Here is a 12,309-nt window from a genome sequence, read left to right as displayed (position 1 = left end):
AGCGCCTCAGTCGAGGAAGAAGTCCTTGGCGAGAGGCCCCTCGCCGTGCGCGTACCGGGAGAAGTCCGTGACGCCGACGGCGGCGAGCACCTCCTCGTCGATGAGGAACCGGCCCGTCACAGCCCGCGAGTCCTGGGTGAGGACCGCATGGGCCGCGTCCGCGACGATCTCCGGGGTCCGGCTCACCGCGGCCAGCTCCTCTACCCCGATGACGTTCCGGACGGCGGCGGTGTCGATCGTCGTCGCCGGCCAGAGGGAGTTGACCGCGATCCCCTGCTCGGCGAGCTCGGCCGCGAGGCCGAGCGTCGTCATCGACATGCCGTACTTGGCCATCGTGTAGGCGAGGTTGGAGGCGAACCACCGCGGGTCCAGGTTGAGCGGCGGCGAGAGGGTGAGGATGTGCGGGTTCTCCGCGGCCGCGAGCGCCTCGATGCTGAGGCGGCTCAGCAGGAACGTGCCGCGGGCGTTGATGTCCTGCATGAGGTCGTACTTCTTCATGGGGATCGTCGCGGACCCCGTGAGGTCGATCGCCGAGGCGTTGTTGACGACGAGGCCGATGCCGCCGAACTCCGCCGCGGTCTGCTCCACGGCGCGGGCCACCTGATCGTCGTCGCGCACATCCCCGACGATCGCGAGGCCGCGGCCTCCGGCGGCCTCGATCCGCTCCACCGCGGTGTGGACTGTGCCCTCGAGGGCAGGGTGCGGCGTGTCGGTCTTCGCGAGGATCGCCACGTTGGCGCCGTCGCGCGCGGCCCGCTCGGCGATGGCGAGGCCGATCCCCCGCGAGCCGCCGGACATGAGGACGGTGCGGCCCTCGAGCGTCCTCGTGCTCGGGGAGACGCCGGGGGCGGGCGTGGCCTGCTGCGGGTCGTGGAACGTCATCTGGCTGTGATCCATGTCATTCACCTTACGGGAGCGCTCTACCGCCCGGTAAGGCAGACGCCCGGCCGGAGGTCCCCCGTCCCGGGCGGGGCCTCGGGCTAGCATGAGAGACATGACTGCCGAGGGACAGGGGACGACGCCGTCGTCCGAGGAATTCGATCTGACCACCACCGCCGGGAAGATCGCCCAGTTCAGGGCGCGGCGCGAGGAGGCGATGGCGCCGGCCGGCCAGGCCGCCCTGGACAAGCAGATCGCGCGCGGCAAGGGCACGGCCCGCTCCCGCATCGAGGCGCTGCTGGACGAGGGCTCGTTCGTGGAGTTCGACCAGCTCGCCGTCCACCGCTCCACGTCCTTCGGCATGGAGAAGAAGAAGCTCCTCACGGACGGCGTGGTCTCCGGCTACGGCACCGTGGACGGCCGCCAGGTGGCCGTGTACTCCCAGGACTTCACGGTCTTCGGCGGCTCCCTCAGCCAGGTGAACGGGGAGAAGATCGTCAAGGTGCAGGAGTTCGCCATGCGGACCGGCTGCCCCGTCATCGGCATCAACGACGGCGGAGGCGCCCGCATCCAGGAGGGCGTCGCCTCGCTCGCGATGTTCGCGGACATCTTCCGCAACAACGTCCACGCCTCCGGAGTGGTCCCACAGATCTCCCTCATCATGGGCCCGTGCGCGGGCGGCGCGGCCTACTCCCCCGCCCTGACGGACTACGTGGTCATGGTGGACCAGTCCTCCCACATGTTCATCACCGGGCCGGACGTCATCAAGACGGTCACCGGCGAGGAGGTGGACATGGAGACGCTCGGCGGCGCGCGCGCCCACAACGAGAAGACGGGCACCGCCACCTACCTCGCGAGCAACGAGGAGGACGCGTTCGAGTTCGTCCGCGAGCTCCTCGACTTCCTGCCGAGCAACAACCTCACGGAGACGCCGAGCGTGCCGCACGGCCAGGAGGACGCCGAGACGGAGGAGGACCTCGCCCTCGACACGCTCGTCCCGGACTCGGCCAACCAGCCGTACGACATGCACACCGTCATCGAGTCGATCGTGGACGACGGCCACTTCCTCGAGATGCAGGCGCTCTACGCACCGAACGTCGTCATCGGCTACGGCCGCGTGGAGGGCCGCAGCGTGGGCATCGTGGCCAACCAGCCCATGCAGTTCGCCGGCACACTGGACATCGCCGCCTCGGAGAAGGCCGCGCGCTTCGTCCGGAACTGCGACGCGTTCAACATCCCGATCATCACGCTCGTGGACGTCCCGGGCTTCCTGCCGGGCACGGACCAGGAGTTCCAGGGCATCATCCGCCGCGGCGCCAAGCTGCTCTACGCCTACGCCGAGGCCACGGTCCCCAAGATCACGCTCATCACGCGCAAGGCCTACGGCGGCGCGTACATCGTCATGGGCTCCAAGAAGCTCGGCGCGGACATCAACCTCGCCTGGCCCACGGCCCAGATCGGCGTCATGGGCGCGCAGGGCGCCGTCAACATCCTCTACCGCCGCGAGCTCGCGGGCATCGCGGAGAACGGCGGCGACGTCGAGGCGCGCCGCACCGAGCTCATCGAGGACTACGAGGCCCACCTGCTCAACCCCTACCAGGCGGCCGAGCTCGGCTACATCGACACTGTCATCGCCCCGAGCGAGACCCGGCTGCAGATCATCAAGGGCCTGCGCGCCGTCCGCGACAAGCACGAGCGCCTGCCCGCCAAGAAGCACGGCAACATCCCGCTGTAAGGACTGACCCATGAGCACCGAACTGGAGAACGAGGCCGCCGAGCCGCGGCTGACCGTGGTCCGCGGCGAGCTGACGGACGAGGAGCTGGCCGCGCTGACCGTCGTCGTCGCCGCCACGAACTCCTACGCGCCCGCGCCGAAGCCCAAGAAGAAGGCGCCCGGCCCGCGCTCGCAGGCCCGCGCGTTCGTGCGGCGAGCGCTCCTCGCGCTGCCGAACATGCCGGGCCCCGGCTCCTGGAAGCGCAAGCGCTGACCCCGTCCCGGCCGAACCGGGCTACAGTCGGGGCATGAGCTCCACGACGCCAGAGACGCCCCGCCGCACGCCCACCGAGATCGACCAGGCCGCCGAGGACTACGCCGCCGAGGCCATCGCACTCGACCCGACTCTCGCCACGATGCTCGGCGTCCCGGGCCGCGAGACGGAATTCCCCGACTACTCGCCCGCGGGCATCGAGGAGGGCGCCGCTCTGGCCCGCCGCACGCTCGCGCGACTGGCGGCCCTCACGCCTCAGGACGAGACCGACGCCGTCACGCTCGACGCGATGCGGGAGCGCCTCGGCCTCGCCCTCGAATGTGTGGAAGCCCTGGACGAGCACGCGATGCTCAACAACATCGCCTCCCCCGCCCAGGACATCCGGGCGGTGTTCGACCTCATGCCGCAGGAGAGCCGGGAGGACTTCGAGCGGATCGCCGGGCGCATGGAGAACGTCTCGGGCGCCGTGGCCGGGTACATCGAGTCCCTGCGGTGTGCGGCCGAGCGAGGCGTCGTCGCGGCGCGCAGGCAGGTGGAGACGGTCATCGAGCAGTGCTCGGCCTACGGCGCGGCGGACGGGTTCTTCACCCAGCTGGCCGCCGCCGGGGAGGAACGCCACCCCGCCCTCGCCAAGCGGCTCAACGAGGCCGCGGCGCAGGCCAACGTCGCCTATTCCAAGCTGGCCGGGTTCCTCCGGTCCGAGCTGTGGGATGAGGCGCCGGAGAAGGACGCCGTCGGCCGCGAGCGCTACGCGCGGGCGAGCCGCAGCTTCCTCGGCGAGGCCGTGGACCTCGAGGAGACCTACGCATGGGGTCTGGAGGAGCTCGCCTCGATCGTCGCCGAGCAGGAGGCCCTCGCGGAGCGGATCCGTCCCGGCGCGAGCGTCGCCGAGGCCAAGCGCGTGCTCAACGAGGACCCGGCCCGGCAGCTCCACGGCACGGACGCCCTCCGCGAATGGATGCAGGGGATCTCGGACCGAGCTGTCGAGGAGCTCGGCCGCGAGCAGTTCGACATCCCGGAGCCGCTCCGCACGCTGGAGTGCCGGATCGCCCCCACGCAGGACGGCGGCATCTACTACACGGGTCCGAGCTCCGACTTCTCGCGGCCGGGCCGCATGTGGTGGTCCGTCCCGCCGGGCGAGGAGTCGTTCACCACGTGGAGCACGACCTCGACCGTCTACCACGAGGGCGTCCCCGGCCATCACCTCCAGGTGGGGACGGCGACCTTCCTCAAGGACGCCCTCAACGCCTGGCGCCGCGACCTCTGCTGGACGTCTGGCCACGGCGAGGGCTGGGCTCTGTACGCCGAGCGGCTCATGCAGGAGCTCGGCTTCCTCTCGGACCCGGGAGACGCGATGGGCATGCTGGACGCGCAGCGGATGCGCGCGGCCCGCGTGGTCTTCGACATCGGCGTGCACCTCGAGCTGGAGATGCCCGCCGAGTGGCAGAAGCGCACCGGCGAGACCCGCTGGACCCCGGACGCCGGCAAGGCGTTCCTCGACGAGCACCTGGACCTCTCCGAGGGGCAGCGCAGCTTCGAGTACCTCCGCTACCTCGGCTGGCCCGGCCAGGCGCCGAGCTACAAGGTGGGCCAGCGCATCTGGGAGCAGCTCCGGGACGAGGCGGCCTCCCGCTCCGAGGAGCCGCTCGACGTCAAGGCGTGGCATGCACGGGCACTCGGCCTCGGCTCGCTCCCCCTCTCGACGCTCGTCAAGGCGATGCGGGGAGAGCTGACCGCATGAGCGCCGCTCCCCTGCTCGTCCTCGCCTCCCAGTCCCCCGGCCGGGCGGGCGTCCTGCGCGCCGCCGGCATCGGGTTCGAGCAGCTCGTCTCGCACACGGACGAGGAGGCGCTCACCGCCGCCAGCGCGGACGCCTCCCCGGCGGAGCTCGTCCTCCTGCTCGCTCGCGCCAAGGCTGAGGCCGTCGCACAGCGACCCGAGGCCCGCGGGCGGCTCGTCGTCGGCTGCGACTCCCTCTTCGAGCTCGACGGCGAGGTCCAGGGCAAGCCCTACACCGCCGAGCGGGCCGCCGAGCGCCTCCGGGCCCAGTCCGGCCGCACGGGCGTCCTCCACACCGGCCAGTGGCTCGTGGACACGCGGGGCGAGGCCCCGGCCTCCGGCACAGCGAACGACGACGACGGCCGCGACCGCACCGGCTCGCATCCGGCCTCCGGCCGCACCGTGTCCACGGCGATCACGTTCGCGGAGCTCGCCGAGGACGAGATCCGGGCCTACACCGCCACGGGCGAGCCCCTGCACTGCGCCGGCTCGTTCACGATCGACGGGCGGGGTGCGGCCTTCATCGCGAAGGTGGACGGGGACCCGTCGGCCGTCGTCGGCATCTCGGTCGCCGCGCTGAGGGAGCAGCTCGCCGAGCTGGGCGTCCGCATGGCGGACGTCTGGGCTCCCGCAGACTGAGCGCCGGCGTTCGGAGCGCCCGGCTGTGAGGGCGCCTTTTTGTAGGGTTCCCACAACGGAGCGGGTCTCACCTGACACCCCGCCCCGGTGCAGCTGTGGACTTCCTCCGAATGCGCGTAAGCTCTTACCGAAGCAGCCCCTCGGCGCCCATCCCCACGCGTGCGCCTGAGCGGGCAGGACAGACACACTGGTTTGGAGTCGGATTGAACGAGTTCACGAAAGTCCTGATCGCGAACCGCGGCGAGATCGCGGTGCGCATCGCGCGCGCGGCGAGGGACGAGGGCCTCAGGACGGTCGCCGTCTACGCGGATTCGGATCAGAACGCGCAGCACGTCAAGCTCGCCGACGAGGCCTACGCGCTCAAGGGAGAGACCGCGGGCCAGACCTACCTCGACCAGGACAAGATCCTCGAGATCGCGCGCAAGTCCGGGGCGGACGCCGTCCACCCGGGCTACGGCTTCCTCGCGGAGAACGCGGACTTCGCCGGCCGCGTCATCGACGCCGGCCTCACGTGGATCGGCCCCTCCCCGCGCGCCATCTCCTCCCTGGGAGACAAGGTCCAGGCCCGCCACATCGCGGAGAAGGTCGGCGCCCCGCTCGTGCCGGGCACGGCGGACCCGGTCTCGAGCAGCGACGAGGTCCTGGCGTTCGCCGACGAGTTCGGACTCCCCGTGGCCATCAAGGCCGCGTTCGGCGGAGGCGGCCGCGGCATCAAGGTCGCCCGCACCCGCGAGGAGATCCCGGAGCTCTACGACTCGGCGGTGCGCGAGGCCACGGCCGCGTTCGGCCGCGGCGAGTGCTTCATCGAGCGCTTCCTCGACGCCCCCCGCCACGTCGAGACGCAGTGCCTCGCGGACGCGCACGGCGACGTCGTCGTCGTCTCCACGCGCGACTGCTCCCTGCAGCGCCGCAACCAGAAGCTCGTCGAGGAGGCGCCCGCGCCGTTCCTCAGCCGCGAGCAGGAGGAGCGCCTCTACGAGTCCTCGAAGGCCATCCTCAAGGAGGCCGGCTACACGGGCGCCGGCACGTGCGAGTTCCTCGTGGGCACGGACGGCACCATCAGCTTCCTCGAGGTCAACACCCGCCTCCAGGTGGAGCACTGCGTCTCCGAAGAGGTCACGGGGATCGACCTCGTCCGCGAGCAGTTCCGGCTCGCCCGCGGCGAGGCCCTCGGCTACACCGACCCGGAGATCCGCGGCCACTCGTTCGAGTTCCGCATCAACGGCGAGGACTCCGGCCGCGGCTTCCTCCCCTCCCCGGGCAAGATCACGGCCCTCACGTGGCCGGGCGGACCGGGCGTGCGGATCGACTCCGGCGTCGTGGCGGGAGACTCGATCTCCGGCAGCTTCGACTCGATGCTCGCCAAGCTCATCGTGACCGGCTCCACCCGCGAGCAGGCGCTCGAGCGCTCGCGCCGGGCGCTCTCGGAGCTCGTCGTGGAGGGCATCCCCACGGTGGCGGACTTCCACCGCGCCGTGCTGGAGGACCCGGCGTTCGCCCCGGCGGACGGATCGCCCTTCACGGTGCACACGCGCTGGATCGAGACCGAGCAGACCACCGAGTTCGAGCCGTTCAACGCGGTCGAGGACCCGGATCAGCAGGACGAGAAGACCTCCGTCACCGTCGAGGTCAACGGCAAGCGCGTGGAGATCGTCCTCCCCGCCGGTCTCAGCGCGGGCGCCGCGGCGGCTCCCGCTCCTTCCCAGGGCCGCGCGGGCCGCGGCAAGCCGACCCGTCGGGGCCGCGGCGGCGCCGCACCGGCGGCCTCCGGCGACGACCTCACCGCGCCGATGCAGGGCACCATCATCAAGGTGGCCGCCGAAGACGGGGCCAAGGTCGCCAAGGGTGACCTCGTCGTCGTCCTCGAGGCCATGAAGATGGAGCAGCCGATCGCCGCCCACAAGGACGGCGTGATCGAGGGCCTCGCCGTCGAGGTGGGCCAGACGGTCACGGCGGGCACGGTGCTCGCGGCGATCAAGGACGCCTGACTCCCGGCTCTCTGAGCCGCCCGGACGCGCGGGGCGGGATCCGATTCACCTCGGATCCCGCCCCGCGCGCGTTCCGGCGCCCGGCGTCAGTCGTCCTCGCGGAGGTCCTTGCCGCGGGTCTCCGGGATGCGGAGCACGACGACGGCGGAGACGAGCAGCAGCACCACGGCATACCCGTTGAACGCGTCCCCGCCGTGAGCCCCGAACCACTGCTTCATGCCCGCCTGAAGATAGGCGGCCGTCCCTCCGAAGAGCGCCACGCAGAGGGCGTACGGGATCGCGACGCCGAGGGTGCGGCTCTTCGTGGGGAGCAGCTCGGCGTAGACCGCCGGGGAGATCGCCGCGAAGGCCGAGACGAAGAGCAGCGCCAGCGCCATCGCGAGCCCCAGGCTGAGCGCTGTGCCCCGGATCATCGCCGTCGCGGGGAAGAAGACGAGCGCGGTGCCGAGCGCTCCGATGAGGAGAACGGGACGGCGGCCGATCCGGTCGCTCAGCCGGCCCCACAGCGGCAGGACCGCCACCATGAAGAGGTTGGCCGCGACCCCGGCCCACAGGGCCCCCTTCTCGTCCACGCCGAGGACGTTGATGGCGTAGGCGGGAGCCGAGACGCTCCACACGTAGTAGGCCACGGTGAGGCCCACCGTCAGGCCGATGACCGTCAGGCCCGAGCGCCAGTTCTCGCGCACGGTCTGCCAGGTCGAGGGGGCGTCCACGCCCTCCTCCTTCACGTCCTCGAAGAGCTCGGACTCGTCCATCCGGCTGCGCAGCAGGAGCGTGACGAGGCCGAGGACGCCGCCGAGGAGGAAGGGGATGCGCCATCCCCACTGCGCCATCTGCTCGTGGGAGAGGAGGCTCGCGAGCACGGCCCCCACGAGCGATCCGCCGACGATCCCGAGCGTGCCCGAGACGTAGATGACGGAGGCGTAGGCCCCTCGCTCCTCGCGGGGAGAGATCTCGGCGAGGTAGGTCTGCGCGGTGGGAAGCTCGCCGCCGTGCGCGAGCCCCTGGCAGATCCGGCCGACGACGAGCAGCAGGGAGGCCCAGGCGCCGATCACGCTGTAGTCCGGGATCACGCCGATGAGGAGGGAGCCCGCGGCGGAGAGGAGGACCGAGGCCAGCATGGCCCGCTTGCGCCCGATCCGGTCTCCCGCCAGGCCGAACAGCCAGCCTCCCACCGGCCGGGCGACGAACCCCACGGCGAAGATCGCGAGCGTCTGGAGGAACGCGGAGGCCGGATCGGCCTTGGAGAAGAGCGCCCCCGCGAGGAAGGACGCGAAAGTGGCATAGAGGGCCCAGTCGAACCACTCGGCCGCGTTGCCCGCGCCGGCGGCCACGAGCGTGCGGCCCTCGGGGCGCGGAGCACGCTCCGGCGAGCGCAGCGGACGTCCGCCTTCTGAAACGGGTGCGTGCTCCATCAGGCCTCCTCTCCCCGGGCGAGCTGCCCCAGCCGCCCGAGCGCGAAGCACGCGTGGGCTGCGGCGCCGTCGGCGAGGACGTCGTCGTCGAACACCGCGAACGGCGAGTGGTTGAACGCGTCGGGGCGCTGGACCGTTTCCGGATCGGCCGCCGCGGACAGGAACATGTACGTGCCCGGGACCTCCGCGAGCACGCGGGAGAAGTCCTCGGAGGCGGAGATGGGCCGGGGAAGCTCCTCGAGACGTCCGGCGTCCCCGGCCTGGGCGAACATCTCCTCGACGAGCCGGGCGGCGTTCGCGTCCTCCGCGGGGTCCGTGACCGTGACCGGGTACTCGCGCTCGAACTCGACCTCGGCCTCCAGCCCGTGCGCCTGGGCCACACCCCGGACGTACGCCGGGAGGGCGCGCTCGAGGACGGCGACGCTGTCCTCCGAGAAGGCCCGGACCGTCGCCTCGAAGCGGGCCGACTCGGCGATGACGTTCTTGGCCCCGCCCGCCTCGACCACGCCGACGCTGAGGACGGCCGGATCCAGGATGTCCACCGTGCGCGTCACCACGGACTGGAGGCCCGTGATGATCTCGCCGAGGGCGGGCACAGGATCCTTTGCGAGGTGCGGCGAGGATCCGTGGCCGCCCCGGCCGAGGAGGGTGGCCCTCAGGGCGCTGCTTCCGCCCATGAGCACTCCCCCGCGGTGGCGGACGCGGCCCCGCGGCCCGGGCAGGCTCATGACGTGGAGGCCGAACGTCGCGTCGGGACGGCGGCCGCTGGCCTCGAGGACGCCTTCGCGGAGCATGTGGCCGGCGCCGTCGCATCCTTCCTCGCCCGGCTGGAACATGAAGACGACGTCGCCCTCGAGCTCGTCCCGCCGGGCGGCGAGCAGACGGGCGGCGCCGACGAGCATCGCCGTGTGGAGGTCGTGCCCGCAGGCGTGCATGGCCCCGGGCTCCTCGCTCGCGTACTCCGCGCCCGAGCGCTCCTCCACAGGCAGCGCGTCCATGTCCGCGCGGAGCAGGACGGTCGGGACGCCGTCGCCGTCGCGCTCCCGACGCCGGCCGCCTCGGAGCACCGCCGTGACCGAGGAGACCTCCCTGCCCCGGGAGACCTCGAGGCCCAGGCCCTCCAGGGCCCCGAGCACGGCCTCCTGGGTGCGGGGGAGGTCCAGGCCCACTTCGGGGTGGCGGTGCAGGTCCCGGCGGAAGCGGCGCAGGTCCTCCTGGAGCGAGCGGGCGTCGTCGAGCAGTGAGCTCGAGGCGCCGGGCTGTTCAGGCTGGACGGAAGACCGTGCGGACCGGTCGCCGCGCTGCGCGGATGGGTCAGACGACAGTGGGGGCTGCGGTGAGAACTCCATAGTGGCGATTCAACGCCCCCGCCCCGAGGGCCTGCAAGGCCCTGCTCGGGCCCGCACGGCCCCTGTGGCCCAGAACTGGTCCCAGGCAGCACCTGGGCGATCGTCAGGCCACGTTGTCCTCATACGCCACGTCGCGCGTGTCCCTGGAGAAGAACACCGCGATCAGCGTGATGACCGCCGAGAGCGCCAGGTACAGCCCCACGAGCACCACGCTCCCGTGCGCCTTCTGCCAGAGCCAGACCGCCACGAAGGACGCCGGCGCGGCGCCGATGACCGAGGCCAGGTTGTAGGCCACCGCCGAGCCCGTGTACCGGACGTTCGAGGGGAACAGCTCCGGCAGATACGCCGCCATCGGACCGAACGTGGTGCCCATGAGCGCGAAGCCGACGACGAGCAGGATCATCGCCCCCGGCCGCCCCATCGAGACCAGCGGCTGCCAGAGGGCGCCGAACACCGCGATCGCCGCGGACACTCCGATGACCAGGTTCCGCCGGCCCATCTTCTCCGCCCACGGCCCCGAGAGCACCGTGAAGACGCCGAAGAACACGACGCCGATGATGAGCATCCACAGGAACTCCGTCCGCGGGATGCCCATGCCCGGGACGAACGTGGCCGCGTCGAAGGCCTTGCCCGTCTTCGCCGCCGCCGCGGCCGCGGCCTCCTTCGTGGCCGGCGTGGTGCCGAACGTCAGCGTGAACGAGGTCATGAGGTAGAAGAGCACGTACGTGGCCAGCATCGCGAGCGTGCCGAAGACCATGCGCCCCGTGTGGTTGCGGAACATCGCGGTCATGGGCAGCTTCTCGACGGCGTTCTGCTCCACCACCTTCCGGAACGAGGCGGACTCGATGAGCTTGAGCCTCACGTAGAGCCCGACGGCGACGAGCACAGCCGAGAGCAGGAACGGCACGCGCCAGCCCCACGCCATGAACTGCTCCGGGCTGAGCGCCGAGCTCATGGCGATGTAGAGCAGGTTGGCCAGGATGAAGCCGATCGGCGCGCCCAGCTGGGGGAACGTCCCGTAGACGGCACGCTTGCCCGCCGGGGCGTTCTCCGTGGCGAGGAGCGCGGCGCCGGACCACTCGCCGCCGAGCGCGATGCCCTGGAGGAAGCGCAGGATGACGAGCAGCAGCGGCGCGAGGACCGTGGTCACGCTGTTCGTGGCCGTGGGCAGGACGCCGATGAGGAACGTGGAGACGCCCATGACCAGCAGCGAGGCCACGAGCGTGACCTTGCGGCCGAGCCGGTCGCCGTAGTGGCCGAACAGGAAGGCGCCGATGGGCCGGGCCACGAACGCCACGCCGAAGACCGCGAACGAGGACAGGATCGCGTTGAGATCCGTGGCATGGGGGAAGAACAGCTTGGGGAACACCAGCACGGACGCGGTGGCGTAGATGTAGAAGTCGTAGAACTCGATCGTGGTGCCGATGAGGCTCGCGAAGATGACCCGCCCCCTCGAGTTGCGGGGCGTCACGTCCTCCACGCCGACTTCCACGCCGTCGTTGCCCTCCACTCGGGCCGCGCCGCTTGCCCGGTCCCCTGCGCCGTCAGCACGAGCTCCGCTGCCTCGACGGCCATCCGTGCCGTCCACTCGGGCCTCCGGCTCCGTGCTCCGGTCCGCACTCTCCACGCGGGCCTCCGTCTCCGTGCTCCGGTCCGCGCTCTCCACGCGGGCCTCCGTCTCCGTGCCCTTCGCGCTGTTCACACCTGATCGGTCCGCTGTGTCCATGAGGCGCCTTTCTTCTCCGCCCCGCCACTGTCTGACCGGGCCAGTGTCAATGGATCAACCTTGCCATTGCTCACATGCTGGATCGCCTGAAGTCCGCAATCTGGACGCCCACCGGTTCTGATCAGCCCGTTCAAGAGCCTCGGCCTCCCCTCTCTCCTCCTGCCTCCCTTCGCCCGCCCCTCCACGCAAGTGCACCCAGTGCCGCGAGCTCACGCCCCTCCCGCTAGACCTCCGGAGGCCGCTTGCACACTCTCAACGACGCCGCCACCCCGAACTCACAAGCCGCAGTCACACCCAACATCGTCAACACACCCGAAATCGCCACCACACCCTGTTAATGACGAATACACCCGTAAACGACGCCGATTCTGAGCGAAAACAGGTGTGAATGGAGAGGGTGAGCGGAAGCGGGTGTGAACCGAGCGATGTGAGCGAAAACGGGTGCGGACTACTCGAGGCGCGCAGCTGGACAGGGTGCGGCGGAGCCAACAAGGTCGGGTGCCCTCGTGCCAGAAGCGGTTCAGGCTGTGGTCTTCCTCAGAGGAA

The 12,309-nt window shown here is 71.2% G+C and carries 9 protein-coding genes; 5 read left to right on the top strand and 4 right to left on the bottom strand.

The window, feature by feature from the left end; translation table 11 throughout:
• Positions 1-6 precede the first annotated feature (6 nt).
• Complete coding sequence (locus H9I38_RS04440) at positions 7-882, bottom strand: SDR family oxidoreductase (RefSeq protein ID WP_226337662.1); 876 nt, start codon at positions 880-882, stop codon at positions 7-9.
• A 112-nt stretch (positions 883-994) separates the two neighbouring features.
• On the opposite strand from H9I38_RS04440, the gene H9I38_RS04435 reads away from it, so the two are divergent.
• From H9I38_RS04435 to H9I38_RS04415, 5 genes are all read left to right on the top strand, one after another.
• Positions 995-2,614, top strand: a complete 1,620-nt coding sequence (locus H9I38_RS04435) for an acyl-CoA carboxylase subunit beta (protein ID WP_226337539.1) — start codon at positions 995-997, stop codon at positions 2,612-2,614.
• 10 nt (positions 2,615-2,624) lie between these two features.
• Complete coding sequence (locus H9I38_RS04430; RefSeq protein WP_226337538.1) at positions 2,625-2,867, top strand: acyl-CoA carboxylase subunit epsilon; 243 nt, start codon at positions 2,625-2,627, stop codon at positions 2,865-2,867.
• Between the two features lie 34 nt (positions 2,868-2,901).
• A complete protein-coding gene (locus tag H9I38_RS04425; RefSeq protein ID WP_226337537.1) occupies positions 2,902-4,608 on the top strand; it encodes a DUF885 domain-containing protein in 1,707 nt (568 codons plus the stop codon).
• The gene (locus tag H9I38_RS04420; protein WP_226337536.1) at positions 4,605-5,285 is read left to right on the top strand and encodes a Maf family protein; all 681 of its coding nucleotides are present in this window, start codon (positions 4,605-4,607) and stop codon (positions 5,283-5,285) included. Before H9I38_RS04425 ends, H9I38_RS04420 begins: the two co-directional genes overlap by 4 nt.
• Before the next feature lie 110 nt (positions 5,286-5,395).
• Positions 5,396-7,273: an acetyl/propionyl/methylcrotonyl-CoA carboxylase subunit alpha gene (locus H9I38_RS04415; protein WP_226337535.1), complete on the top strand. Its 1,878-nt coding sequence runs from the start codon at positions 5,396-5,398 to the stop codon at positions 7,271-7,273.
• A gap of 86 nt (positions 7,274-7,359) precedes the next feature.
• Here the strand turns inward: H9I38_RS04415 and H9I38_RS04410 are convergent, their stop codons facing one another.
• The 3 genes from H9I38_RS04410 to H9I38_RS04400 form a co-directional block, all read right to left on the bottom strand.
• Positions 7,360-8,688, bottom strand: coding sequence for an MFS transporter (locus H9I38_RS04410; RefSeq protein WP_226337534.1), 1,329 nt, complete (start codon positions 8,686-8,688; stop codon positions 7,360-7,362).
• Complete coding sequence (locus tag H9I38_RS04405) at positions 8,688-10,037, bottom strand: M20 metallopeptidase family protein (RefSeq protein WP_226337533.1); 1,350 nt, start codon at positions 10,035-10,037, stop codon at positions 8,688-8,690. The genes H9I38_RS04410 and H9I38_RS04405 overlap by 1 nt, the downstream gene beginning before the upstream one ends.
• Before the next feature lie 103 nt (positions 10,038-10,140).
• Positions 10,141-11,763 (bottom strand): MFS transporter, encoded by a 1,623-nt coding sequence (locus H9I38_RS04400; protein ID WP_226337532.1) that lies wholly within the window; start codon positions 11,761-11,763, stop codon positions 10,141-10,143.
• Between the last annotated feature and the right edge of the window lie 546 nt (positions 11,764-12,309).

This window comes from Arthrobacter sp. UM1, assembly GCF_020483305.1.
Lineage (GTDB): Bacteria > Actinomycetota > Actinomycetes > Actinomycetales > Micrococcaceae > Falsarthrobacter.
This window is presented reverse-complemented; position numbering and strand designations above follow the sequence as displayed.

Excerpts from the sequence above, each read along its gene's own strand:
- H9I38_RS04440 (WP_226337662.1), bottom strand. The coding sequence starts at position 882 with ATGACGTTCCACGACCCGCAGCAGGCCACGCCCGCCCCCGGCGTCTCC.
- H9I38_RS04435 (WP_226337539.1), top strand. The coding sequence starts at position 995 with ATGACTGCCGAGGGACAGGGGACGACGCCGTCGTCCGAGGAATTCGAT.
- H9I38_RS04430 (WP_226337538.1), top strand. The coding sequence starts at position 2,625 with ATGAGCACCGAACTGGAGAACGAGGCCGCCGAGCCGCGGCTGACCGTG.
- H9I38_RS04425 (WP_226337537.1), top strand. The coding sequence starts at position 2,902 with ATGAGCTCCACGACGCCAGAGACGCCCCGCCGCACGCCCACCGAGATC.
- H9I38_RS04420 (WP_226337536.1), top strand. The coding sequence starts at position 4,605 with ATGAGCGCCGCTCCCCTGCTCGTCCTCGCCTCCCAGTCCCCCGGCCGG.
- H9I38_RS04415 (WP_226337535.1), top strand. The coding sequence starts at position 5,396 with ATGCGCGTAAGCTCTTACCGAAGCAGCCCCTCGGCGCCCATCCCCACG.
- H9I38_RS04410 (WP_226337534.1), bottom strand. The coding sequence starts at position 8,688 with ATGGAGCACGCACCCGTTTCAGAAGGCGGACGTCCGCTGCGCTCGCCG.
- H9I38_RS04405 (WP_226337533.1), bottom strand. The coding sequence starts at position 10,037 with ATGGAGTTCTCACCGCAGCCCCCACTGTCGTCTGACCCATCCGCGCAG.
- H9I38_RS04400 (WP_226337532.1), bottom strand. The coding sequence starts at position 11,763 with ATGGACACAGCGGACCGATCAGGTGTGAACAGCGCGAAGGGCACGGAG.